Annotated in this window: 37 protein-coding genes; 33 read left to right on the forward strand and 4 right to left on the reverse strand. The window is 44.0% G+C overall.

The features are described from left to right. Positions 1-95 precede the first annotated feature (95 nt). The 4 genes from gatB to QL886_RS10805 all read right to left on the reverse strand — a co-directional run bounded on the left by gatB (position 96) and on the right by QL886_RS10805 (position 4,171). Positions 96-1,622, reverse strand: coding sequence for an Asp-tRNA(Asn)/Glu-tRNA(Gln) amidotransferase subunit GatB (gene gatB / locus QL886_RS10790; protein WP_102092404.1), 1,527 nt, complete (start codon positions 1,620-1,622; stop codon positions 96-98). Further along, complete coding sequence (gene gatA, locus QL886_RS10795; protein WP_290178722.1) at positions 1,622-3,118, reverse strand: Asp-tRNA(Asn)/Glu-tRNA(Gln) amidotransferase subunit GatA; 1,497 nt, start codon at positions 3,116-3,118, stop codon at positions 1,622-1,624. Before gatA ends, gatB begins: the two co-directional genes overlap by 1 nt. 81 nt (positions 3,119-3,199) lie before the next feature. After that, entirely contained in the window at positions 3,200-3,514 is a 315-nt protein-coding gene (gene gatC, locus QL886_RS10800; RefSeq protein ID WP_057758683.1) for an Asp-tRNA(Asn)/Glu-tRNA(Gln) amidotransferase subunit GatC, read from the reverse strand. Positions 3,515-4,042: 528 nt separating this feature from the next. Next, the gene (locus QL886_RS10805) at positions 4,043-4,171 is read right to left on the reverse strand and encodes a hypothetical protein (RefSeq protein ID WP_259358613.1); all 129 of its coding nucleotides are present in this window, start codon (positions 4,169-4,171) and stop codon (positions 4,043-4,045) included. A 34-nt stretch (positions 4,172-4,205) separates the two neighbouring features. Between QL886_RS10805 and QL886_RS10810 the strand changes: the two genes are divergently transcribed. The 33 genes from QL886_RS10810 to rplQ all read left to right on the forward strand — a co-directional run bounded on the left by QL886_RS10810 (position 4,206) and on the right by rplQ (position 24,063). Further along, positions 4,206-5,234, forward strand: a complete 1,029-nt coding sequence (locus QL886_RS10810; protein WP_082624553.1) for a rod shape-determining protein — start codon at positions 4,206-4,208, stop codon at positions 5,232-5,234. 313 nt (positions 5,235-5,547) lie between these two features. Next, the gene (mreC, locus tag QL886_RS10815) at positions 5,548-6,408 is read left to right on the forward strand and encodes a rod shape-determining protein MreC (protein ID WP_102077941.1); all 861 of its coding nucleotides are present in this window, start codon (positions 5,548-5,550) and stop codon (positions 6,406-6,408) included. A 141-nt stretch (positions 6,409-6,549) separates the two neighbouring features. Then, positions 6,550-7,035, forward strand: a complete 486-nt coding sequence (gene mreD, locus QL886_RS10820; RefSeq protein ID WP_290178723.1) for a rod shape-determining protein MreD — start codon at positions 6,550-6,552, stop codon at positions 7,033-7,035. A 105-nt stretch (positions 7,036-7,140) separates the two neighbouring features. Next, positions 7,141-7,824, forward strand: coding sequence for a Maf family protein (locus QL886_RS10825; protein WP_290178724.1), 684 nt, complete (start codon positions 7,141-7,143; stop codon positions 7,822-7,824). 120 nt (positions 7,825-7,944) lie between these two features. Next, positions 7,945-9,546: an Rne/Rng family ribonuclease gene (locus QL886_RS10830; RefSeq protein WP_102092408.1), complete on the forward strand. Its 1,602-nt coding sequence runs from the start codon at positions 7,945-7,947 to the stop codon at positions 9,544-9,546. Positions 9,547-9,956: 410 nt separating this feature from the next. Next, complete coding sequence (gene rpsJ, locus QL886_RS10835) at positions 9,957-10,268, forward strand: 30S ribosomal protein S10 (protein ID WP_010196670.1); 312 nt, start codon at positions 9,957-9,959, stop codon at positions 10,266-10,268. Positions 10,269-10,317: 49 nt separating this feature from the next. Further along, a complete protein-coding gene (rplC, locus tag QL886_RS10840; protein WP_057758696.1) occupies positions 10,318-10,956 on the forward strand; it encodes a 50S ribosomal protein L3 in 639 nt (212 codons plus the stop codon). Positions 10,957-10,970: 14 nt separating this feature from the next. Then, positions 10,971-11,573, forward strand: a complete 603-nt coding sequence (gene rplD / locus QL886_RS10845; protein ID WP_057758698.1) for a 50S ribosomal protein L4 — start codon at positions 10,971-10,973, stop codon at positions 11,571-11,573. Continuing rightward, positions 11,570-11,920: a 50S ribosomal protein L23 gene (rplW, locus tag QL886_RS10850; RefSeq protein ID WP_057758700.1), complete on the forward strand. Its 351-nt coding sequence runs from the start codon at positions 11,570-11,572 to the stop codon at positions 11,918-11,920. The genes rplD and rplW overlap by 4 nt, the downstream gene beginning before the upstream one ends. Positions 11,921-11,931: 11 nt before the next feature. Continuing rightward, on the forward strand, positions 11,932-12,759 hold the full coding sequence (gene rplB / locus QL886_RS10855) for a 50S ribosomal protein L2 (RefSeq protein ID WP_057758702.1): 828 nt from the start codon (positions 11,932-11,934) through the stop codon (positions 12,757-12,759). Between the two features lie 12 nt (positions 12,760-12,771). Continuing rightward, complete coding sequence (gene rpsS / locus QL886_RS10860; protein WP_010196682.1) at positions 12,772-13,047, forward strand: 30S ribosomal protein S19; 276 nt, start codon at positions 12,772-12,774, stop codon at positions 13,045-13,047. Between the two features lie 10 nt (positions 13,048-13,057). Further along, positions 13,058-13,387 carry a 50S ribosomal protein L22 gene (gene rplV, locus QL886_RS10865; RefSeq protein WP_021813373.1) on the forward strand — a complete coding sequence of 110 codons (330 nt, stop codon included), beginning with the start codon at positions 13,058-13,060 and terminating at the stop codon, positions 13,385-13,387. A 3-nt stretch (positions 13,388-13,390) separates the two neighbouring features. After that, complete coding sequence (rpsC, locus tag QL886_RS10870; RefSeq protein WP_057758704.1) at positions 13,391-14,113, forward strand: 30S ribosomal protein S3; 723 nt, start codon at positions 13,391-13,393, stop codon at positions 14,111-14,113. 3 nt (positions 14,114-14,116) lie between these two features. Next, a complete protein-coding gene (gene rplP / locus QL886_RS10875) occupies positions 14,117-14,530 on the forward strand; it encodes a 50S ribosomal protein L16 (RefSeq protein ID WP_025644399.1) in 414 nt (137 codons plus the stop codon). Beyond that, positions 14,530-14,727: a 50S ribosomal protein L29 gene (gene rpmC, locus QL886_RS10880; protein ID WP_025644397.1), complete on the forward strand. Its 198-nt coding sequence runs from the start codon at positions 14,530-14,532 to the stop codon at positions 14,725-14,727. Before rplP ends, rpmC begins: the two co-directional genes overlap by 1 nt. After that, positions 14,724-14,999, forward strand: coding sequence for a 30S ribosomal protein S17 (gene rpsQ, locus QL886_RS10885; protein ID WP_021813375.1), 276 nt, complete (start codon positions 14,724-14,726; stop codon positions 14,997-14,999). The genes rpmC and rpsQ overlap by 4 nt, the downstream gene beginning before the upstream one ends. A gap of 183 nt (positions 15,000-15,182) precedes the next feature. Continuing rightward, positions 15,183-15,551, forward strand: coding sequence for a 50S ribosomal protein L14 (gene rplN / locus QL886_RS10890; protein ID WP_010196702.1), 369 nt, complete (start codon positions 15,183-15,185; stop codon positions 15,549-15,551). Between the two features lie 8 nt (positions 15,552-15,559). Then, complete coding sequence (rplX, locus tag QL886_RS10895; protein ID WP_101204866.1) at positions 15,560-15,877, forward strand: 50S ribosomal protein L24; 318 nt, start codon at positions 15,560-15,562, stop codon at positions 15,875-15,877. Positions 15,878-15,898: 21 nt separating this feature from the next. After that, a complete protein-coding gene (gene rplE, locus QL886_RS10900; protein ID WP_101204865.1) occupies positions 15,899-16,435 on the forward strand; it encodes a 50S ribosomal protein L5 in 537 nt (178 codons plus the stop codon). Between the two features lie 12 nt (positions 16,436-16,447). Continuing rightward, positions 16,448-16,753, forward strand: coding sequence for a 30S ribosomal protein S14 (rpsN, locus tag QL886_RS10905; protein ID WP_010196705.1), 306 nt, complete (start codon positions 16,448-16,450; stop codon positions 16,751-16,753). A gap of 11 nt (positions 16,754-16,764) precedes the next feature. After that, complete coding sequence (gene rpsH / locus QL886_RS10910; protein WP_101204864.1) at positions 16,765-17,163, forward strand: 30S ribosomal protein S8; 399 nt, start codon at positions 16,765-16,767, stop codon at positions 17,161-17,163. Between the two features lie 176 nt (positions 17,164-17,339). Then, a complete protein-coding gene (rplF, locus tag QL886_RS10915) occupies positions 17,340-17,873 on the forward strand; it encodes a 50S ribosomal protein L6 (protein ID WP_057758710.1) in 534 nt (177 codons plus the stop codon). An 11-nt stretch (positions 17,874-17,884) separates the two neighbouring features. After that, the gene (rplR, locus tag QL886_RS10920; RefSeq protein WP_057758713.1) at positions 17,885-18,235 is read left to right on the forward strand and encodes a 50S ribosomal protein L18; all 351 of its coding nucleotides are present in this window, start codon (positions 17,885-17,887) and stop codon (positions 18,233-18,235) included. A 2-nt stretch (positions 18,236-18,237) separates the two neighbouring features. Further along, positions 18,238-18,753 (forward strand): 30S ribosomal protein S5, encoded by a 516-nt coding sequence (rpsE, locus tag QL886_RS10925; RefSeq protein ID WP_057758716.1) that lies wholly within the window; start codon positions 18,238-18,240, stop codon positions 18,751-18,753. A gap of 20 nt (positions 18,754-18,773) precedes the next feature. Further along, complete coding sequence (gene rpmD, locus QL886_RS10930; protein ID WP_057758718.1) at positions 18,774-18,953, forward strand: 50S ribosomal protein L30; 180 nt, start codon at positions 18,774-18,776, stop codon at positions 18,951-18,953. Beyond that, a complete protein-coding gene (gene rplO / locus QL886_RS10935; RefSeq protein WP_102077937.1) occupies positions 18,953-19,393 on the forward strand; it encodes a 50S ribosomal protein L15 in 441 nt (146 codons plus the stop codon). The genes rpmD and rplO overlap by 1 nt, the downstream gene beginning before the upstream one ends. A 19-nt stretch (positions 19,394-19,412) precedes the next feature. Further along, positions 19,413-20,744 carry a preprotein translocase subunit SecY gene (secY, locus tag QL886_RS10940; protein ID WP_166739245.1) on the forward strand — a complete coding sequence of 444 codons (1,332 nt, stop codon included), beginning with the start codon at positions 19,413-19,415 and terminating at the stop codon, positions 20,742-20,744. Positions 20,745-20,775: 31 nt separating this feature from the next. Continuing rightward, positions 20,776-20,892: a 50S ribosomal protein L36 gene (rpmJ, locus tag QL886_RS10945; protein ID WP_010196721.1), complete on the forward strand. Its 117-nt coding sequence runs from the start codon at positions 20,776-20,778 to the stop codon at positions 20,890-20,892. A 247-nt stretch (positions 20,893-21,139) separates the two neighbouring features. Next, on the forward strand, positions 21,140-21,496 hold the full coding sequence (gene rpsM / locus QL886_RS10950) for a 30S ribosomal protein S13 (RefSeq protein ID WP_021813384.1): 357 nt from the start codon (positions 21,140-21,142) through the stop codon (positions 21,494-21,496). A 20-nt stretch (positions 21,497-21,516) separates the two neighbouring features. After that, positions 21,517-21,906 carry a 30S ribosomal protein S11 gene (gene rpsK / locus QL886_RS10955; protein ID WP_010196728.1) on the forward strand — a complete coding sequence of 130 codons (390 nt, stop codon included), beginning with the start codon at positions 21,517-21,519 and terminating at the stop codon, positions 21,904-21,906. Positions 21,907-21,954: 48 nt separating this feature from the next. Beyond that, positions 21,955-22,596 carry a 30S ribosomal protein S4 gene (gene rpsD / locus QL886_RS10960; RefSeq protein WP_057758723.1) on the forward strand — a complete coding sequence of 214 codons (642 nt, stop codon included), beginning with the start codon at positions 21,955-21,957 and terminating at the stop codon, positions 22,594-22,596. 80 nt (positions 22,597-22,676) lie between these two features. After that, positions 22,677-23,684: a DNA-directed RNA polymerase subunit alpha gene (gene rpoA / locus QL886_RS10965; RefSeq protein WP_021813386.1), complete on the forward strand. Its 1,008-nt coding sequence runs from the start codon at positions 22,677-22,679 to the stop codon at positions 23,682-23,684. Positions 23,685-23,703: 19 nt separating this feature from the next. Beyond that, on the forward strand, positions 23,704-24,063 hold the full coding sequence (gene rplQ / locus QL886_RS10970) for a 50S ribosomal protein L17 (RefSeq protein ID WP_021813387.1): 360 nt from the start codon (positions 23,704-23,706) through the stop codon (positions 24,061-24,063). The last annotated feature ends 69 nt before the right edge of the window (positions 24,064-24,132 follow it).

Genomic DNA, 24,132 nt, shown 5'->3' on the forward strand with positions numbered 1-24,132 from the left:
CAAAATTATGTATATTGCAAGGGCTATTTATAGCAGCCAAACTCTACAATATTATTCTGCATAGCATAGTCAGTATAATCGCTTAGCAGCCAATATTAACCCAATAATTCTTTTAGAATTTGGTTCACTTGCTGTGGGTTAGCACTACCGCGACTGGCTTTCATGACCTGACCGACCAGACCGTTAAAGGCTTTTTCTTTACCGCCGCGATATTCTTCGACCATCGCTTCATTTTTTGCGATGACTTCTTCGACCATCGCTTTGATAGCGCCAGTATCGGTTTCTTGTTTGAGGCCTTTATCTTTGATGATTTTATCTGCTGCATCATCGCCATCGCCGCCTTCGCGCTCATATAGAGCACTAAAGACTTTCTTGGCCAGTTTGCCAGATAGCGTGTCATCTTTGATACGCTTGAGCATGCCAGCCAATTGCTTGGCGCTGATAGGGGAGTCGATGATGTCTGTGTCATCTTTGTTCAGGGCGCCGAGCAAGTCGCCCATGACCCAGTTGCCAGCCATTTTAGCATCTTGCTGACCGATTTCAGCCACCACATCTTCGAAGTAATCAGCAATTTGACGACTACCAGTCAAGATACGAGCATCGTATTCTGACAGACCAAGCGCTTCTTCAAAACGTGCGCGACGAGCAACTGGTAGCTCAGGCATCGCTGCTTTGATCGCATCAACCGTATGCTGCTCGATACGGACAGGTAGCAGGTCAGGATCAGGGAAGTAGCGATAGTCGTTGGCGTCTTCTTTGGTACGCATGGTACGCGTTTCATCACGCTCTGGATCATATAGCATCGTTGCTTGGACAACTTTGCCGCCATCTTCTAGGATATCGATTTGACGCTCGATTTCACGATTGATAGCACGTTCGATAAAGCGGAACGAGTTTAGGTTCTTTAGCTCAGTACGCGTACCGAGATCAGCGCCTGGTTTGCGCACAGAGACGTTACAGTCACAGCGGAATGAGCCTTCAGCCATTACTGCGTCTGAGATACCTAGCCAAGTGACTAGCTGATGGATGGCTTTGATGTAGGCAAGTGCTTCGTGAGCTGAGCGCATGTCTGGCTCAGAGACGATTTCGATCAGCGGCGTACCAGCACGGTTCAAATCTACACCTGTCATACCATCGACTGCGTCATGGACAGATTTACCCGCATCTTCTTCTAGATGCGCGCGGGTGATACCCATACGTTTAGGATATTCGTTCTTTTCGCCTTCGTTGACGACGACATCGATATAGCCTTCACCCACGATAGGATTGGCCATCTGAGTGATTTGATAGCCTTTAGGCAAGTCAGGGTAAAAGTAGTTTTTACGGTCAAACGTATTAAACAGGCCCAGCTCAGCATTGACACCGATACCGAATTTTAATGCGCGATCGACCACGCCAGCATTTAGCACTGGCAATACGCCAGGCAAACCCAAATCGACGATACTTGCTTGGCTGTTTGGCTCATGTCCAAAATCAGTCGGCGCACTTGAGAAGATCTTACTTTCCGTATTTAGCTGGCAGTGAATCTCGATACCGATGACCACTTCATAGCCATCGACAAATAGCTCTTTACGCACGGCGTGTTCACGGACGGCATTGTTATCAGTAGTAGCTGTACTCATTATACCGTCTCCTTTGCGATGGTAGAGTGTTGTAGGTGATGATCAGTATGCTGCTGGAATAGATGCGCAGTCGTGAGCAATTGACTCTCTTGCCAATGCTTACCGATCAATTGCAAGCCAATAGGTAGGCCTTCTTTCGTCAAACCAACTGGCTGACTAAGAGCGGGTAGACCTGCTAGGTTGACCGCGATGGTATAAACGTCACCTAAATACATCGTTGCAGGATCTAGGTCTTCACTGAGCTTATAAGCCGCAGTCGGTGCGGTTGGGCTAGCAATCACATCACAGCTAGCAAAGGCTTCATCAAAGTCTTTGACGATTAAGCGGCGAATCTTCTGTGCTTTAGTATAGTAAGCATCGAAGTAGCCAGCCGATAGCGCATACGTCCCTGTCAAGATACGGCGCTGTACTTCAGGGCCAAAGCCTTCAGAACGTGAGCGCGTGTATAGATCGATAAGGTCCGTTGGGTTCTCACAGCGATAGCCAAAACGTACGCCATCGAAACGTGACAGGTTCGATGATGCTTCAGCAGGCGCTAGCATATAATAGGTGGCAAGCGTGATCTCAGGGTCAGTGATGTTTACTTCTACAATTGTTGCGCCCAGCTCTTCGTATTTTTTGAGCGCAGCACGTGCTGCTTGCTCAACTTCGCTATCAAGCCCTGTGCCGAAGTATTCTTTGGCCACACCAATACGCAAGCCAGCAAATGGCTTATCACCAGCAGCGGCTTCTGCATTATTGATGTCTTGTACATAGTCAGGCATCTCGTATTTGATAGAAGTGGCATCGCGCGGATCATGACCAATCATTGGCTGGAGTAGGTAGGCGCAATCTTTAGCGCTGCGTCCCATGCTACCCGCTTGATCCAGACTTGAGGCGTAGGCAATCATACCAAAGCGTGACACACGGCCATAAGTAGGTTTGATACCTGTTAGGCCACAAAATGAAGCAGGCTGACGAATAGAGCCACCCGTATCACTACCGGTAGCAACAGGGACAAAACCAGCGGCAACGGCGGCAGCACTACCACCTGACGAGCCACCAGGGACGCGCTCTAGGTTCCAAGGGTTCTGTACGGTGCCGTAGTAAGAGCTACTGTTGTCTGAGCCCATCGCAAACTCGTCCATATTGAGCTTACCTAAGCTAATCATGCCAGCTTTGTCGATGTTAGAAACGATAGTCGCGTCATATGGTGAGACAAAGTTATGTAGCATCTTTGAGCCACAAGTGGTCAGTACGCCCTGAGTACAAAAGATGTCTTTGTGCGCCATTGGTACGCCAAGTAGTGGACGTTGGTCGCCCTGTGCACGCATCCCGTCTGCCGCTTTTGCTTGTGCGCGTGCTGTCTCAGAAGTATGAGTGATAAAGCTGTTAATCTTGCTATCTAGCGCATCGATACGCTTGATGTAGTGTTCGGTTAATTCTGCGCTGCTAAATTGTTTGTTTTGCAAGCCAGTAATGAGCTGCTCGGTACTTAATAAATGAAGTTCAGACATAAGGTGTCGTCCGTCAAAATGTTAATAGCATAAAATAAAATGAGATAATGGCAAATGCGTGATTGTATTATTCAGCCACTATTATTCAATCACCTGAGGCACTAGATATAAGCCTTCTTCTACGGCGGGTGCGACTGACTGATTACGCTCACGATTAATATCGTGTTTTGCTACATCAGCACGTAACTCTTGGCAAGCTTCATGGATATTGGCTAGTGGCTTGATGTCTGTAGTATCAACATTAGATAGCGTATTCATCAGTTTTAATACTTTACTGATATCATCAGCATAGCTATCGGCTGTACTTTCATCGACACCTAAGCGGGCAAGGTTGGCAACTTCTAGGATTTCTTCACGGCTGACGTTGCTGTCAGACGTTGCTGGCTGCTGAGACATAGTTTCTCCAGTTAAGGACAGTTTTTGTTAGAATAGTTGATTACGAAAACGAAAATACATAAGCGCTAAAATAGAAACAACTAAAATACAAACAAATAGTAAGTGGGCTTATTATAAAGCATCTGACTCAAGTTTACAGAGCATGACGCTTGATTGATGCACAATCTCAACCAAGAGACTGAATTGATAAAGACGTAATATTAAATAAGATATGGTGTCAGACAAGCCATAATGCCAATTAAGACACAATGATTTACAGAGAATTGCAAAACTGATCCCCTAATTCATCATTGTTCCTCAATTGCTCTCCAATTAGCTTCTAAAATACGTTACAGTATGCATCTGCTATTAAGCAAAACATTCATCTGCCTGTAGAGCCTTGTTAGTTATCAGATTAAATGATGTTTCATTGAGTTGAATGATATTCACTACTATTTCAAACTTTGTAACAACTTTTGGCGTCTAAGACAAAAATCCTTACTTACTGATGCAAATATCTATGTTTTTTTTGAGCTAAATCGGTATAATTTAGCTCAGTTTTTTCATTTCATCATTATTGTTTGGATTTTGACTTGTTGGAATGATTAACTGTTGCCACAAGTAATGTTTAACGACGACCTGCTCAACACTGACGAGTAACACCTCAGTCAATCTCATTCGCCTCATTCGTAAGACGCTGGATATATTAGTCATGAACCTGTTTGGATTTTTATCAAATAATATCGCTATCGACCTCGGTACTGCGAACACCCTAATTTTTATTCCTAATAAAGGCGTCGTGCTTGACGAGCCTACGGTGGTCGCGTTACGAAGCAATCGTACTCAGAACCCGACCGTCGCCGCTGTTGGTATCGATGCCAAGCAGATGCTAGGTCGTACGCCTGCGAACATCACAGCAATTCGCCCGTTAAAAGACGGTGTGATTGCTGATTTTGAAGTGACGCAAAAAATGCTTAAGCACTTTATCGCTAAAGTAAAAGCCAAGCGTTTTATGGCACAGCCTAACGTCGTGGTTTGTGTACCATGTAAGTCTACTCTAGTTGAGCGCAAGGCGATTCGTGAGGCAGTATCATCAGCAGGTGCGAGCAAAGTACTATTGCTAGAAGAGCCAATGGCTGCGGCTATCGGTGCTGGTATGCCAGTTCATGAAGCCAGTGGTTCTATGGTGGTGGACATCGGTGGTGGTACGACTGAGATTGCCGTTATCGCGCTATCTGGTTGCGTATATGCTGAGTCGATTCGTATCGGTGGTGATATGTTTGATGAAGCGATCATCACCCATGTACGCCGTACGCATGGTTGTGTCATCGGTGAGACGACCGCTGAGCGCATCAAAAAAGAAGTCGGTTCGGCATTGAATGAAGACAGCCAACTAGAAGTAGAAGTTCGTGGTCGTAGCATGGCAGAAGGTGTGCCAAAGACCTTTACTGTCAACTCAGAAGAAGTGCAAAAAGCATTGACTGATCCATTGAGTGGTATTGTTAGCGCTGTAAAAGTAGCACTTGAGCAGACTCCGCCAGAGTTGTCGTCAGATATCGCTGAGCGTGGCATCGTATTGACAGGTGGCGGCGCGCTATTACGTGACTTAGACAAACTTATCTCGCAAGAGACCGGTTTGCCAGTGACGGTAGCAGAAGACCCACTAACCTGCGTTAGTCGCGGTGGTGGTATCGCGCTTGATTTTATCAATAACAAAAGTTTGAACATGATTTTTGTTTAATTCATCTTTATCCTTAATTGCTATATAGTCTTGGCAATATATGATGATGTATGTGAATAATGAAACTATCAATATAGTCGGTTTAATAAAACTTGGATACAGGGAAGGCAAGCGAAAGTACTACAAGTATTAGGCTGAGCGTGACTGACACCGTATCCAATTTATAGAAAATTGACTATATATAAAATTAAAGGTAGCCGATTGTGCTACCTTTAATTGCATTCATTTGTGCTAGAACCCAATATCCTCGATAAACACTCATGCTGTAAATAAGTGCTATTGTTCATTTTAGAATCCTTAAATCAGACGACTTATGACTCCAAGTATTTTTGCGCGCCAGCCGTTATCACTTCGTAAGACTGTTATTGTATTGATAGCAGCCTTAATTTTGATGTGGTTTGATAGCAAAAACTCTGATTGGTTCAAGCCTGTACGTAGCACCAGCCATGCCGCCATGCAGCCAATCTATGAGCTGTCTCTCCTACCAAGCTATGCCAAGCATTGGGCTGGTGGTAGTCTGCAATCAAAAGAAGCATTGCGTCGCGAAAACATGCAGCTGAAGTCGCAATTGATACACGCGCATGCCAAGCTACAACAGCAAGATTATATTTTGGCGCAGAACGCACGCCTGCAAGGTATCTTATCTACCACTAAGCCTGAGCAGTTCGATCTTAATTTGGCGCAAGTCATCGGTACAGATACCAATTTGCTCAGACAGATTGTCGTGCTTAATAAAGGTGAGCAAGATGGCGTACAAGTTGGGCAAACGGTCATCGATGAAGACGGTGTATTAGGGCAGATTATCAATGTCTATCCGAATACTAGCCGTCTGTTGTTGATTACAGATGAGCAGCAGTCAGTTGCGGTCACTGTTAAGCGTACCGGTCAGCGCGCTATCGTCACAGGTCAAGGCATCCCATCTTCATTAAGTCTCAACTACGTCTTCAAAACATCGGATGTGCGAGTAGGTGATGAGCTAGTGTCGTCAGGATTGGGCGGTCGTATTCCGGCAGGCTATCGAGTAGGGCGTATCGCGCATGTCAAAGATGAGCAAACTGACAACTTTAGAACGATCGAAGTTACTCCAGCCGCTAACTTTATTGACAATGCCTATGTCTTAATACTTCAAGACAAGCTGTTAAATGAGAACAATGCTGCTGCTATTGCTCCATAGATAACGACGTAAGCCACAGTATTGACGGCTAATTAGCTGGCTTATTAATGTTTTAAAGCTTTCCATTTATGGTATTCATCTTGCCAATACTCAATCAACAATATCGCCGCAACCATCAAACACTCGCTAAGGTAAGTACCCATGTCGTATCCTGATTCTGAGAATGCCACGGTACTATTGATAGTTGTGATTGTTCTGAGTTTCATCGCTGCATCATCACTCAATGTCTATCCATTAAGCCCAAGCATGGCCACATTGCGTCCCATGGTCATGATCATGGTGCTGATCTATTGGTTACTGTTTCAGCCGCGCTATGTCGGCATTTTTACCGCGTTTACGGTTGGGCTAATTGCTGATTTATTGATGGATACGCATTTAGGTCAGCAAGCTTTCGCCGCTGTTGTGGTTGCACTGGTTATCAAAATTACCAGTATCTATGTCAGACAGTTGAATACCGTTAGTGCGTGGCTGATTGCTAGTCTAGGACTGGTTGTCTTTCAGTTAAATCTATGGATACTACAGATGTTTATTCAAAACGTCTTTGTCGCCCAGTCTGCTTTGTCACTGTTTATGAGTATCATCAGCTGGCCACTCGTGCTGTTTGCTTTGCGCAAGTTTTCGCGTTAATGAATCACTAGTTATAGCTGTTACTCTGATTAACAGCTTAGCTTGCTCGGCCCACAATACTGTATGACCACCCACATCATAAATTTATAAATGAAGAGAATATCGATGGATATCGTTTTGGCATCTGGCTCTCCGCGTCGTCGTGAGCTACTAGAAAGAGCGCAACTAGACTTTACTATCTTAAGCGTGGATATTGATGAGACGCCGTTAGATAATGAGTCGCCAACAGACTATATCGAACGCATGGTCGCAACCAAAGCTGATGCCGCGATACAACAATTAAGCGATACCTCTCAAGCGGATTACGATAGCTTCACATCACCATTTATGATTTTGACCTCTGATACTATTGGCGTGCTGTCAGATGGTAATACAGTATTGGTCAAACCCATCGATCGTGAACACGCATATAGTATGTGGCAGCGTATGTCTGATAACGTCCACGAAGTATGGACTGCGGTGCAGGCGACTCAAGTACAGTTATTGCCTAAAGCAGAACCAAGCAAAGCAAAACCTACACAGTGCTTGCAAATTATCAACCAACAGCGAATTACTGAGCGTACGGAAGTGACTTTTATACCCCTGACGACACAGATGATGAGCGACTACTGGGATAGTGGCGAACCTGCTGATAAAGCAGGTGGCTATGGCATTCAAGGACTGGGTGCTGCTTGGGTCAGTCGTATCAACGGCAGCTATACCAATGTCGTTGGTCTGCCACTGGCACAAACGCTGGCACTAATTAAAGGAATGACAGAAGGCAGTGTGGACACAGTCAACCCGTTATAATGGGATATGCACATAATGACACGGTAGGGTAATGGGCAAGAGCAAGTCGCATTTGTTACACTGTCAATCTAATAGACGATGACCGTCTAATAAGAAAGCTGAGAGATAAGAGAAAAAACTATGTCCGAAGAGCTGCTGATTAATATTAGTCCAATGGAATCCCGTGTTGCGGTTTTAGACAATGGTATTTTGGGCGAGATTTATATTGAACGACATCACAAACTGGGATTGGTCGGCAATATCTATCTGGGGACGGTCGTACGTGTCCTTCCTGGTATGCAGGCAGCCTTCGTAGATATTGGTCAGTCGCGGACCGCATTTCTACATGTCAATGATATGCAGCGTGAACCACGACCCGTTGCAGAAAAAAATAAAGCGGCTAAGGCTACTAAGCACGAGATAAATGAGGACGATGCGACTACCAATGCTTCTGCTGATAGCTTGGCTGTGACACCGCCTATTGTCAGTGCGCAAAGCACAGAGATCGTACCAGCGTCTAAAACATTGATTCAGCATCGTCTGCATGAAAGTCAGCGTATTTTGGTACAGGTAACCAAAGACCAGTTAGGAAGTAAAGGTGCCCGTCTAACAACTAATATCTCACTACCATCACGTTATCTAGTATATTTGCCATCGAGTGATCATATTGGCATATCGCAGCGTATCGATGGTGAAGAAGAGCGTAGCCGATTAAAGACTGAGCTTAGTAGCCTAATGCAGACGGTCAATCTAAAAGGTGGACTGATTGCCCGTACCGCTGCTGAGCGTGTGCCTGTCGATAAGCTAGAAGAGGACATCTATTATCTATTGCAGCTGTGGCGTACTATCTGTGCTCGTCGTCAAGAGATTAATCATCATCAGAGCTCAGAGCTGATCTATCAAGAACTGTCACTACCATTACGTTCTATCCGTGACTTGGTTCACGCTGATACCGAAAAAGTCATCATTGATAATACGCAGATTTATGAGCAAGTCAGATACTTCGCCAAAGAGTTTGTTCCATTTGTCTATGACCGAATCGTGCATTACACCGCAGAGCAGTCGTTGTTTGATGTACACCGTGTCGAGGACGACTTGCGTGATGCACTAAAGCGCCGTGTCGATCTAAAGTCTGGCGGTTATCTGATTATCGATCAGACCGAAGCCATGACGACGATTGATGTTAATACAGGTTCTTTTGTGGGCGGTCGCTCATTAGAGGATACGGTCTATAAGACTAATCTAGAAGCCACACATGCTATCGCTCGACAGTTGCGCTTACGTAATCTAGGCGGCATTATTATTCTAGATTTTATCGATATGCTTGAACAGCAGCATAAAGATGATGTTCTTGAGAGCTTACAGGCGCAGCTTACCCAAGATTATGCAAAAACCAAAATTACGCAGGTCAGTGAGCTTGGCTTAGTGGAAATGACACGTAAGCGAACGCGTGAATCATTAGGTCAGCAGCTTTGTGAACCATGCTCAACTTGTCAAGGTCGTGGGTTTGTCAAAACGGCAGAGACCGTTTGCTTTGAGATTTTCCGTGAGATTATGCGCTGCGCACGCACTTATAATTCTCCTAAGAAGTTCACAGTGGTGGCTCATGCGGCAGTCATTGACTTACTACTCACGACAGAGTCAGACACAGTGGCCGATTTAGAGTATTTACTGGGTAGGGTCATTACTTTTGATGTAGAGAATCTATATACCCAAGAGCAATATGATATTGTTTTAGATTAATATTATTCAAAACAAATGATAATTTTAGATAAAAATATTTGTGCGGTTAGTAACCAGTCTAAGAAAGAGCATCTCTAATCACATTAGAGATTGCTCTTGCAATACCTAAAATACTATGTATAATATACACCACTGAATTATATATGCGCAGCTGAATAAAAAAAGCTGGCGCTATGACAGCTAGAGCATCGTTTCTAGCACTATTTCATTATGTCTTTGCTACTTTCCAATTAATAGGAGGGTTGGCGGGGCTTTAAACTATTTTGCTTTTGGCACGCTATAAGTTCGGATAAAGAACTCATTCTGGTTAAGAACAGAAGGCCGCTTTAAGTGAATATTTAACCAAACTGCTTTTGATCATGGTCTTGCGACGCAAGAATGACAAAGGCACATATTAGGAGCTTGCTGGCATGGCTAACCAGAGAATCCGTATCCGTCTTAAGTCTTTTGATCATCGTCTGATTGATCAATCTGCACAAGAGATTGTTGATACTGCAAAGCGCACCGGTGCGCAAGTTTGTGGTCCTGTACCGTTGCCGACTCGCATTGAGCGCTTCAACGTTCTAACCTCACCACACGTTAACAAAGACGCTCGTGACCAGTACGAAATCCGTACTCATAAGCGTATGGTTGATATCGTTCAGCCAACTGACAAAACTGTGGATGCGCTAATGAAATTAGATTTAGCGGCGGGTGTTGACGTTCAAATTGCTTTGGGTTAATGCACATTAAACACCCAACCCATTAATATAAGATATAAAGAGGTCTAAAATGGCGATCGGTTTAGTCGGTAAAAAGTGCGGCATGACCCGTGTCTTCACTGAAACAGGCGCATCTATCCCTGTAACAGTTGTTGAGGTCGATGCAAACCGCATTACTCAAGTAAAAAATACTGATGTAGATGGTTATCAAGCCATCCAAATTACCACAGGTACTCGTCGTGACAGCCGCGTAACAGCTGCACAAAAGGGTCACTTCGCTAAAGCTGGTGTTAAAGCTGGCCGTGGTGTTTGGGAATTCCGTGCCAACGAAAGCGATCTTGAAGGTCGTGAGATTGGTGGCGAGATTCTAGCTGACTTGTTCGAACAAGGTCAGATGGTTGATGTGACAGGACAGAGCAAAGGTAAAGGTTTCCAAGGCCCTGTTAAGCGTCACAACTTTAGTATGCAAGATGCTACTCATGGTAACTCAGTGTCTCATCGTGCGCATGGTTCAACTGGTCAAAACCAGTCACCAGGTAAAGTATTCAAAGGCAAGAAGATGGCGGGTCAGATGGGTAACAAACGTGTTACCGTTCAGGGCCTAGAAGTGATTTCGGTTGATGCCGAAAAAGGGTTACTTGTCATCAAGGGTGCTATCCCAGGTGCCACCGGTGGCGATGTTATCGTACGTCCGTCAGTCAAAGCCTAAGCAAGGGGATTAACGTGGATTTAAAAACAGTTACAGGTGCGGCGGTTGAGCTTTCTGATACGGCATTTGGTCGTGAATTCAACGAAGCACTAGTGCATCAAGTCGTCACCGCTTATTTAGCTGGTGCTCGCCAAGGTACACGCGCACAAAAAACACGTGCCGAAGTTTCTGGCGGTGGTATTAAGCCATGGCGCCAAAAAGGTACTGGTCGCGCTCGTGCGGGTTCTATTCGTAGCCCAATCTGGCGTTCAGGTGGTCGTGCATTCGCTGCAAAACCACAAGATTGGTCACAGAAAGTAAACCGTAAAATGTATCGCGGTGCGATGCAGTGCATCCTAGCAGAATTGATTCGTCAAGAGCGTCTGATTTTGGTAGAAGAGTTGAGCGTTTCTGGGCCGAAAACCAAAGAACTGATTGCTAAGTTAAACGATTTAAATGCACCTCGTGCACTAATCGTTACTAAAGAAGTTGATGAAAACTTATACTTAGCTGCTCGCAACATTCCACATGTCAATGTACTTGGTACAAATGAAGTGGACCCAGTGAGCTTGATCGCATTTGATAAAGTGATCATGTCAGTTGAAGCTGCGAAACAATTTGAGGAAGCACTAGCATGAATAACGCAAGACTTTATCAGGTCTTAAGAGGGCCTGTATTCTCAGAAAAATCTCAAATGCTTGGCGACTCACTTGGTGTGCAGGTATTTAAAATTGATTCTAATGCTACTAAGCTTGAAGTCAAGAAAGCAGTTGAGTTGATGTTTGAAGGTGTTGAAGTCACTAAAGTAAACACTTTGAATGTTAAAGGTAAGACAAAGCGTTTTGGTAAAAGCATCGGCCGTCGTAACGACTACAAAAAAGCCTATGTTACCTTAAAAGCTGGTCAAGATGTACAAATGGCTGATGCTGGTGAAGAAGTAGCGAATACTACTGATTCTACTAGTGAAACAGCGAATAACGAATAAGGATTACACTCATGCCTATCGTAAGAGCAAAGCCAACATCACCAGGCCGTCGTTTTGTTGAAAAAGTAGTGCATCCACACCTGTACAAAGGTCGTCCGTTTGCAGCACTTCTAGAATCAAAAAGCAAGTCAGGTGGTCGTAACAATAATGGCCGCATTACTACTCGTCACATTGGCGGTGGTCATAAGCAACATTATCGCATTATCGATTTCAAACGTACTAAAGACAATATCCCAGCAACGGTAGAGCGTATTGAATACGATCCTAACCGTACTGCTCATATTGCTCTACTTAAGTATGCTGATGGCGAACGTCGTTACATTATCGCTGCTAAGAAACAAGTAGTTGGTGATACAGTAATGTCAGGCGAGACTTCTCCAATTCGTCCAGGTAACTGCTTACCGCTAAAAAACATCCCATTGGGTACTGTGATTCACAATATCGAGCTTAAAATCGGTAAAGGTGCACAGATGGCTCGTTCTGCGGGTGCTAGCGTTCAGTTACTGGGTCGTGACGGTGTTTATGCTATTCTACGTATGCGTTCTGGCGAAACTCGCCGTGTACACGTAAATTGCCGCGCTGTTATTGGTGAAGTTTCTAACACTGAAAACAACTTGAAATCACTTGGTAAAGCCGGTGCTTCACGTTGGCGTGGTGTTCGTCCTTCTGTTCGTGGTGTCGCTATGAACCCGGTTGATCACCCACACGGTGGTGGTGAAGGTCGTAACAAAGGTCGCCATCCAACCAGCCCTTGGGGTCAGAAGTCTAAAGGACTTAAAACGCGTCACAATAAGCGTACTGACAACATGATCATCCGCCGTCGCGCCAAGAAGAAATAAAGGAAGAATTTCATGCCTCGTTCATTGAAAAAAGGTCCATTCATAGACGCGCACTTGTTTGCTAAAGTTGAGAATGCATTAGACACCAACTCACGCAAGCCAATTAAGACTTGGTCGCGCCGCTCGATGATTCTGCCACAAATGGTTGGCCTAACTTTATCTGTTCACAACGGCCGTACTCATGTACCGGTTATCGTGAGCGAGCAGATGGTTGGTCATAAACTAGGTGAATTTGCCCCGACTCGTACGTATCGTGGTCACGGCATTGACAAAAAAGCTAAGAGATAAGGTGCTTACCATGGAAGTAACTGCAAAATTACGCGGTGCCGCCATATCGGCACAAAAAGTTAGACTCGTTGCTGATGAAGTTCGTGGCAAATCTATTGAGCGTGCTTTGGATATCCTAACGTATAGCAATAAAAAAGGCGCTGTGTTTGTTAAGAAATGCCTTAACTCAGCCATCGCCAATGCCGAACATAATCACGGCTTAGATATTGACGACCTAAAAGTCGCTACTATCTATGTTGATGAAGGCATTACGCTAAAACGTATCCTACCACGTGCCAAAGGCCGTGCTGATCGTATCAGCAAGCGTACTTGTCACATCACTATAAAGGTAGGAGAATAAGTTATGGGTCAAAAAGTACATCCAATCGGAATTCGTCTTGGTGTTGTAAAAAAGCATAACGCAAACTGGTATGCTAACCCTAAACAATACTCAGAATACCTAATCAACGACATTCAAGTTCGTGAATATCTACGCAAAAAGCTAGACAACGCTATGATCAGCAACATCATGATCGAGCGTCCTACTGGCGCTGCTAAGATTACCATCGCCACTGCGCGTCCTGGTATTGTTATCGGCAAGAAAGGCGAAGATATCGAAAGACTTCAAAAAGAATTGACCAAAATTATGGGCGTACCTGCTCAGGTCAACATTGAAGAAATCACGTCACCTGACCTTGATGCACGTTTGGTAGCAGACGGCATCGGTAGCCAGCTTGAGCGTCGTGTTATGTTCCGTCGTGCGATGAAACGCGCAGTACAGAACAGCATGCGTTCTGGTGCTAAAGGTATCAAGGTTGAGTTGTCTGGCCGTCTAGGCGGTGCTGAGATTGCTCGTAGTGAATGGTACCGTGAAGGTCGTGTGCCATTGCATACACTCCGTGCTGATATTGACTACTCGTCAATTCGTGCAGAGACAACTTACGGCACCATCGGTGTTAAAGTTTGGATTTTCCGTGGCGAAATCCTTGACGGTATGAACAGTGTATATAATCCCGTCAAAGAAGAGCAGACTCGTGCGCCAAAACGCCGTGGTCGTGGAAACCGTCGAAACTCAGACAGAGGTTAAACTATGTTACAGCCAAAACGTACCAAGTTTCGTAAAATGCACAAAGGTCGTAACACTGGGCTAGCTCATCGTGGAAGCACCGTTGCATTCGGACAAATTGGTCTAAAATCATTGACGCGTGGTCGTATGACAGCTCGTCAAATCGAAGCAGCACGTCGTACCATCACTCGTAAAATTAAGCGTGGCGGTAAGATTTGGATTCGTGTATTCCCTGATAAACCGATTACCAACAAACCATTAGAAGTACGTATGGGTAAAGGTAAAGGTCCAGTAGAATATTGGGTATGCGAAATCAAACCTGGTAAAGTGCTATATGAAATTGAAGGGGTATCTGAAGAGCTTGCTCGTGATGCATTAACGCTCGCTGCAGCAAAATTGCCCTTTAAAACTACCATTGTTAAGCGGACGATAATGTAATGAAGATCAGTGAATTACGTGATAAATCATTAGAAGAACTGACCCAGTTACTTGATGAAAAGCAACTTGATGCTTTCCGTATTCGTATGGCTAAAGCAACTGGTCAGTTGGGTAATACCCATGAAGTTAGAGCCAATCGTCGCACGATTGCCCAGCTTCAGACTTTGATTAACGAGAAACAACGAGGCGACTCATGAGCGATAACAATCAAACAGCTACCAATGCTAGCGTATTGACAGGACGAGTTGTCAGCGACAAGATGGACAAGTCCATCACAGTTTTGATTGAGCGTCTGGTTCGTCATCCTTTGTATGGCAAGCAGCTTCGTCGTTCTACGAAAATCAAAGCTCATGATGAGAATAACGTTTGCCAACAAGGCGACCTTGTCCGCATCAAAGAAACGCGTCCAATCTCAAAAACTAAGTCTTGGACTTTAGTTGATGTGGTTGAAAAAGTAGAAAAAATCTAAGTAAATTGCATTAAAAGCCAGAAGCTGTTAAAATAGCCGCCTTTTTAAGGATGCTGATTGCGCCGAGCGTATATCACTCACATTAAGAGTAAGTCGCGGTTATTTATATTAAAATGCCGTCCTACTCATTCTGTGCTAGCGGCAGCAACTGGTTTTTATTGCTCATACGTGTGGAGTAACGCTATGATTCAGGTTGAGTCAATGCTGGAAGTTGCAGACAATAGCGGTGCAAGGCGAGTTCAGTGCATTAAAGTACTGGGTGGTTCTCATCGTCGTTATGCATCAGTTGGCGACATTATTAAAGTAACGGTTAAAGAAGCCATTCCTCGTGGTCGTGTTAAAAAAGGCGACGTGATGAATGCAGTAGTTGTACGTACCAAAAAAGGCGTTCGTCGTCCAGATGGTTCTGTGTTACGTTTTGATGACAATGCTGCGGTATTGTTGAACCAAAACAAAGCGCCGATTGCAACTCGTATTTTTGGACCGGTAACTCGTGAACTACGTGGTGATCAGTTTATGAAAATTGTATCACTAGCACCAGAAGTATTGTGAGGTAATCCATGTCAAAATTACGTAAAGGCGATACAGTTATCGTGATTGCTGGGAAAGACAAAGGCAAGCAAGGTACTGTACAAGCTGTAAAAAACGATCGTATTAAAGTTGAAGGCATTAATATTGTCACTAAACATCAGAAGCCAAATCAGGCAACTGGCGTTGAAGGTGGCATTCTTAAGCAAGAAGCTTTTCTGCATATCTCAAATGTCGCAATCTTAAATGCGCAAACCCAAAAAGCAGACCGTATTACTTATCAGTTTGGCGAAGACGGCAAGAAACAACGCGTCTATCGTTCAAGCGGTGAAGTAGTGGCGACTGCGTAAGACACTAAGGGTGTAATGGTAATGGCAAGATTAAAATCTTTATATAACGATGAACTAAAGCAGCAAATCAAAGAAGAGCTTGGTTTGGCAAATGTGATGCAAGTGCCTAAAATCACTAAAATCACACTTAACATGGGTGTAGGCGGCGCGTCTCAAGACAAGAAATTGTTGGAAGGTGCTGTAGCTGATATGACCGCGATTGCTGGTCAAAAACCTGTTGTCACCAAAGCGCGTAAATCAGTTGCTGGCTTTAAGATTCGTGAAGAATGGCCAATTGGCTGTAAAGTAACGCTACGCGGTGAGCAAATGTACGAATTTTTAGATCGTCTCGTTGCCATTGCAATTCCTCGTATTCGTGATTTCCGCGGTTTTTCACCTAAAGCCTTTGACGGACGTGGTAACTACTCATTGGGTATCAAAGAACAAATCGTATTCCCAGAAGTAGATTTTGACAAGATTGATCGTATCCGTGGTATGGATGTGACAATCACCACGTCAGCTCAATCTGATGAAGAAGGTCGTGCGTTGCTTAAAGCATTCGGCTTCCCATTTAAATAAGGTAAAGACGTTATGGCAAAGAAGAGCATGATTAACCGCGAATTAAAGCGCGAAAAAATGGTTGCTAAATATGCTGAAAAGCGTATCAAGCTAAAAGAAACTATCAGTGATATGACTGCAAGTGACGAAACTCGTATGGAAGCGATGTTAGAGCTACAAGCTCTTCCACGCAACTCATCACCAGTACGTCTGCGTAATCGTTGTGCTATCACCGGTCGTCCTCACGGTTACTTCCGCAAGTTTGGCTTATCACGCAATATGCTGCGTGAGCGTGTCATGCAAGGCGATGTGCCTGGTGTTCGTAAAGCAAGCTGGTAAGGAGTAACTATATGAGTATGCAAGATACCGTTGGGGATATGCTAACCCGTATCCGTAACGCACAAATGGCTAACAAAGTATCGGTAGCAATGCCGAGCTCTAAATTACGTAAATCAATTGCTGATTTACTAGTTAGCGAAGGTTATGTGGCTAGCGCTGTTGTTGCTGAAGAAGAAAACAACAAAGCAACCCTTACTATTGAATTGAAATATTTCGAAGGCCGTGCTGTCATCGAAACTATCCAACGTTATAGCCGTCCTGGTTTACGCCAGTTCCGCGGTAAAGACGCTATCCCTACTGTTAAGCAAGGTATGGGTGTTGCTATCGTATCTACTAGCCAAGGTATCATGAGCGATCGTGCTGCACGCGCTGCTGGTATCGGTGGTGAAATCGTCGCATTTGTAGCGTAAGCTATACGACGATGAAGTCTATTTGATGGTTGTTAGGCTTCTATTGATTGAGTAATATTAAATTATTTCGAATTGATAGATGTCTAACACAGTCAACTATGCTAAACTAACACGCTTTTTAGCCTGTTAGTTTTTTCGCTAATATAAAGAAGTTAAATTTTTTAAGGAATATTCCTATGTCTCGTGTGGCTAAAGCCCCAGTGACGCTGCCAAACGGCGTAAGCGTTACTTTGAACGATCGGCAGGTCGAAGTTAAAGGCAAGAACGGTTCTATGTCTTTACGCCTGCATGAATTGGTCGAGCTGAAACAGGAAGATGATGCTATCATTTTCTCACCTACAGTCGATTCAAAAGAAGCTATGATGCACACTGGCACCATGCGCGCTCTTGTTAACAACTATGTTACTGGCGTGAACGAAGGCTTTGAAAGACGTCTTCAGTTGATTGGTGTTGGTTATCGCGCGCAAGTTACTGGTAACAAAGTAACCTTGAACGTTGGTTATTCTCATCCAGTAGAGTATACGTTACCTGAAGGTGTATCAGCTGAAACGCCAACGCAAACTGAAATTGTTTTGAAATCAAACAATAAACAGCAGCTTGGTCAAGCAGCCGCCAACATCCGTGGTTTCCGCCCACCTGAGCCTTACAAAGGCAAAGGTATTCGTTATAGTGACGAGCATGTGATTCGCAAAGAAGCTAAGAAAAAATAAGGTGAGTTGAAATGTTTGATAAAAAAGCAGCTCGTCTGCGTCGAGCTAAGAAAACACGCGCGCATATCCGTTTCTTAGGCGTTCATCGCTTAACGGTTAACCGCACGTCAAAACATATTTATGCCCAGATTATCTCTCCAAATGGTGGTGAAGTGATTGCTCAGGCATCTACCTTAGACAGCAGCTTGCGTTCAGGCGCGACTGGTAATGCTGATTCAGCAACGTCTGTAGGCCAAATGATCGCAGAACGCGCAAAAGCAGCTGGCATTACTAAAGTTGCCTTTGACCGTAGTGGTTTCAAATATCATGGTCGAGTTAAAGCTTTAGCAGAAGCTGCTCGCGAAAACGGATTGGAGTTTTAATCATGGCTAGAAATGATAAAAATGATAAAAATGAACAGACTGACGGTCTAGTAGAACGCTTAGTTACCGTTGATCGCGTAGCGAAAGTTGTTAAAGGTGGTCGTATTTTCTCTTTCACTGCATTGACTGTAGTGGGCGATGGCAATGGTCGTGTAGGTTTTGGTCGCGGTAAAGCACGTGAAGTGCCAGCTGCTATCCAAAAAGCACTAGAAGCTGCCAAACGTAATATGATTACTGTTGAGCTAAATGATGCAACTTTGCATCATCCAATCAAAGCACGTCATGGTGCTAGTAAAGTCTATATGCAACCTGCATCTGAAGGTACTGGCGTAATCGCTGGTGGCGCAATGCGTGCTGTATTAGAAGTTGCTGGTGTCAAAGATGTTTTGACTAAATGTTATGGTTCTACCAATACTGCTAACGTTGTTCGCGCAACGTTTAACGGTTTACGTGATATGTCAACTCCAGAGAAGATGGCAGCTAAACGTGGTAAATCTGTAGACGAAATCTTGGGTTAACTTAGACTAGGTGAGTTACGATGAAAAAAATGAAAGTCACTCAATTTAAATCGGGTGCCCATCGCCTAAAGAGCCACAAAGCGAGCTTGAAAGGATTGGGTTTACGCCGTATTAATCATACTGTAGTAGTAGAAGATACTCCTTCGACTCGTGGTATGGTCAATCGCGTTAACTACATGGTAAAAGTGGAGGAAGCGTAATGGGTCTTAGATTAAATGAATTATCACCAGGTATTGGCGCAAAGAAAACTGCCCAACGTCGTGGTCGTGGTATCGGTTCAGGTCTTGGTAAGACTGGTGGTCGTGGTGTAAAAGGTCAGAAATCTCGTTCAGGTTCTAGCATTCGCTCAGGATTTGAAGGTGGTCAGATGCCTTTATATCGTCGTCTACCAAAATTTGGTTTTACCAGTAAACTGGCTATGAAGACTGCTGAAGTACGTCTTTCTGAACTGAATAAAATTGAAGGCGATGTAGTTAGCCTTGAAACACTTAAAGCTGCTAACCTTATCCGTCACGATATGAAACGTGCTCGTGTAATGCTATCAGGCGAAGTCACTAAAGCTTATACTTTCAAAGGTATTAAAGTGACTAAAGGTGCTAAGCAAGCTATCGAAGCTGCTGGTGGTAGCATCGAGGAGTAGTAACGTGTCAAAACAATCAATGTCATCGGCTGGTATACCGCTTAATCCATTCGCATTTATACGTAAGTATGATGAGCTATGGACGCGTTTATTATTTTTAATCGGCGCATTGATTGTTTATCGTTTAGGGTCACATATTCCAGTTCCGGGTATCAACCCAGTTAACTTGGCTGATCTGTTTTCGCGCAACGAAAACACCATTCTGAGCATGTTTAATATGTTTTCAGGTGGTGCGCTAGAGCGTATGTCTATCATGGCACTTGGCATCATGCCATATATCTCAGCATCGATTATCGTACAGATGATGTCTGCAGTATTGCCATCGCTTGAAGCCCTCAAAAAAGAAGGTGAAGCGGGACGACGCAAGCTAAACAAGTATACCCGTCAGGGAACGCTTGCTTTAGCCCTAGTACAGTCATTAGGAATGTGTGCCGGCTTAATCAGCCAAAACCTTACTTTATCTACTGGTCTTACCTTTTATATTCCAGCTGTTACTTCTTTAGTAGCAGGCGCAATGTTCTTAATGTGGCTTGGTGAGCAGATTACAGAACGCGGCGTAGGTAATGGTATTTCAATGCTCATTTTTGCGAGTATTGTGGCTGGTACGCCAGGTATGATTTCGCAGTCTATTGAACAGGTCAATCAAGGTCAGATGAACTTGATTGTACTATTTATTTTTGTACTGCTAGGTATCGCGGTTACTGCGGGTATCGTTTATATTGAACGTGCTCAACGCCGTGTTCCTGTGAACTACGCACAAAAACAGCAACAAGGTCGCAAAATTTATGCTCAGCAGCAATCACATTTGCCGCTTAAGCTAAATATGGCAGGGGTTATCCCAGCTATTTTTGCCAGTTCTTTGTTATTGTTTCCTGCAAGTTTAGGGCAGTGGGTTGGTCAATCGACTGATCCTACCTTTGTACAGAAAATACTTCAAAATATGGCATTGGTACTGTCTCCAGGGCAGCCGCTATATTTAGTACTGTTTGGCGCAATGATTATTTTCTTCTGTTATTTTTATACGGCGCTGGTATTTAGTCCGCGTGAAGTAGCAGAGAACCTTAAACGTAGTGGTGCGTATATCCCAGGTATTCGCCCAGGACAACAAACTCAGCGTTACCTCGATCATGTATTAAACCGACTGACCTTTATTGGCGCGATGTATATGACGGTTATTTGTTTAATGCCAATGGTCGTCCAGTCATCGTTTGGTGTGCCGTTTCAACTCGGTGGTACGTCTTTACTGATTATGGTGGTTGTGGTAATGGACTTCATCTCGCAGATTCAAGCGCATTTGATGACCCATCAATATCATGATCAGACGTTAATTCAATCGCCCACTCAACCTTAAATGAGTGGTACGATATTTCAAGGAGCATGCTATGAAAGTTCAAGCATCAGTTAAAAAGATTTGTGGTAGCTGTAAAGTTGTGCGCCGTAAAGGCCGTGTACATATTATTTGTACAGCAGAACCTCGCCACAAGCAACGTCAAGGTTAATATTTAGTATTAGAAAACATCTAGTTTTCGCTGCTAATTAAATTAATACTTGAAAAATAACGGCGGATGCGATATCATCCGCCACTTGCCGTGTTTATACAAAATCTTTTATAATAGAATCGATGAGCAGACTTATAGTCAAAACATCGATAATGACTATAAAAGCTCTAGTATTAACAGCAACAAATCTGAAGAGTAAAGCCTTATCGCTAGATAACGCTTATTTTTCTTTAATGGAGAGAAATCAATGGCTCGTATTGCCGGCGTAAACATTCCGGATAATAAGCATGCTGTTATTTCACTAACTTACATCTTTGGTGTAGGTCGTACCACTGCTCAGAAAATCTTAGAAGCAGTTGGCATCGCCCCTACTACTAAAGTCAGTCAGTTAGATGATACACAGTTAGATGCTATCCGTGCACAAGTTGCAAACTACATGACTGAAGGTGACCTTCGTCGTGAAGTTTCAATGAACATCAAGCGTTTAGTTGATCTTGGTTGTTACCGTGGCATCCGTCATCGTCGTAACCTACCAGTTAGAGGTCAGAACACCAAGAACAACGCTCGTACTCGTAAGGGTCCGACACGCCCTCTCAAAAGATAATTAACTTAGGAAGCTAAAAGATGGCAAAAGACACTCGCAGTCGCAAAAAGGTGGCTCGTCGTTCAGTATCGGAGGGCATTGCCCATATCCATGCGTCTTTTAATAACACCATTGTTACGATTACCGATCGTCAAGGTAATGCATTGGCTTGGGCCACTTCAGGTGGACAAGGCTTCCGTGGTTCACGTAAATCTACACCATTTGCAGCTCAGGTTGCAGCTGAAGTCGCTGGTAAAGCGGCCCAAGAATATGGTGTTAAGAATATCGATGTTTTGGTCAAAGGACCAGGACCGGGTCGTGAGTCTGCGGTAAGAGCACTAGGTGCATTGGGTTATAAAGTTAACAGCATCTCTGATGTAACCCCAATCCCACACAATGGTTGCCGTGCGCCGAAAAAGCGCCGCGTCTAATATTAAAGACGAAGCTTTTTATACTAAAAGCTTATAGGAGACATAACAATGGCCCGCTATATTGGACCAAAACTGAAATTATCACGTCGTGAAGGTACGGATTTAGGCCTTAAGTCTGGCGTTAAACCGTATGACGTAAAAACGAAGAAAGCTGGTCGTCCACCAGGTCAGCACGGCGTAAGCCGTAACAAGACCTCAGAATATGCTCTACAGTTGCGTGAAAAGCAAAAAGTTAAGCGTATTTATGGTGTACTAGAGCGTCAATTCGCGAACTACTATAAAGAAGCTGCTCGTAAGCGTGGCGCTACTGGTGAAAACTTGCTAGCAATGCTTGAGAGCCGTCTAGATAACGTTGTATATCGCATGGGCTTTGGCTCAACTCGCGCAGAAGCACGTCAGCTAGTCAGTCATCGTACTGTTATGGTAAAAAAAGCTGGCCGTGATGAGTTTGTTCGTGTGAACATTCCTTCAATTCAGCTTCAAGATGGTGATGTCATCGCTATCCAAGAGAAATCTCGCGAACAGCTACGTATTAAAAACGCTATCGAATTAGCGACACAACGTGGTATTCCAGAATGGCTTGATGTTGATCACAGCAAACTACAAGGCACGTTTAAACATGCGCCTGATCGTATTGATCTACCTGCTGAAATCAACGAAAGCTTGATCGTTGAGCTATACTCTAAGTAATGACGTAATGCTCAATGTTATGAAAATGGCATTGAGCAATTAACGTTAATTAAACCAGTTTAATAAATCGAGGTGACATCATGATGCTAAATGCAACTGAGTTTCTAACGCCGAATGCCATTAATGTGGATACGGTTAACGAAACGATTGCGAAAGTCACGCTCGAACCGTTAGAACGCGGCTTTGGGCATACCCTAGGTAATGCTCTGCGTCGCATCTTATTATCTTCATTACCTGGTGCTGCAGTCATTGAAGCTGAGATTGATGGTGTTGACCATGAATACTCAACGCTTGAAGGCCTGCAAGAAGACGTACTTGATTTGCTTTTGAACCTAAAAGGCTTAGCAATTACGCTTCATGACCAAAATGAAGTATTTTTGACCTTGGATAAACAAGGTCCAGGCACTATTACTGCTGCAGACATCGCGTTGCCGCACAATGTTGACATCATCAATCCAGAATTGGTCTTGGGTACATTGAGCGATCGTGGTCATCTTAAGATGCGTTTGCGTGTAGTGATGGGTCGTGGATATGAGCCAGCAAACCAGCGCCGTGAAGATGGTGATACTAAAGCAATTGGACGCTTAAAGCTTGATGCAAGTTTTAGTCCTGTGCTTCGTGTTGCTTATCAGGTTGAGAACGCTCGTGTAGAGCAGCGTACTGATCTTGATCGTCTTATCATTGAGCTTGAAACTAATGGCACTATAGATCCAGAAGAAGCAATTCGTAAAGCAGCCACTATTTTACAACAACAGATTTCTATCTTTGTTGACCTAGAAGCTGAAGAAGCGCCTGAGCCTGTGAAAGAGAAAGAAGAGGTTGATCCGGTGCTATTACGCCCTGTGGACGATCTTGAACTAACGGTTCGCTCAGCCAACTGCTTGAAAGCTGAAAACATTTACTATATCGGTGATTTGGTACAGCGTTCAGAGACTGAACTTCTAAAAACCCCAAATCTTGGTAAGAAATCATTGACAGAAATCAAGGACGTATTAGCGTCTAAAGATTTAGAGCTCGGTATGCGCCTAGATAACTGGCCACCAGCTGATTTACGTGTTGATGATCGCTTTTCTTATCGTAGCCGTTAAACTTTAAGGATTTTTGACTATGCGCCATCGTAAGAGTGGAGTCAAGCTGGGTCGTACCGGCAGTCATCGTAAGGCAATGTTTCAGAACATGACTAACTCATTATTTGAGCATGAACTGATCAAAACAACTTTACCAAAAGCTAAAGAACTACGTCGCGTTGCCGAGCCATTGATCACTATGGCTAAAGAAGACAGCGTTGCTAACCGTCGTTTAGCATTCAGCCGTATGCGTAGCAAAGCTATGGTAGGCAAATTATTTGGCACGTTAGGTCCTCGTTACCAAACGCGTCCAGGTGGTTATTTGCGTATCGTAAAATGCGGTTACCGTGATGGTGACAATGCGCCAATGGCTTATGTAGAATTGGTTGATCGTGACTAGTTTTACACCTAAGACATATTCCATAAAAAAGCTCCAATGCAATTGGAGCTTTTTTTTGTCTTAAATTTG

Source organism: Psychrobacter sp. APC 3281, from assembly GCF_030407815.1.
Classification (GTDB): Bacteria; Pseudomonadota; Gammaproteobacteria; order Pseudomonadales; family Moraxellaceae; genus Psychrobacter.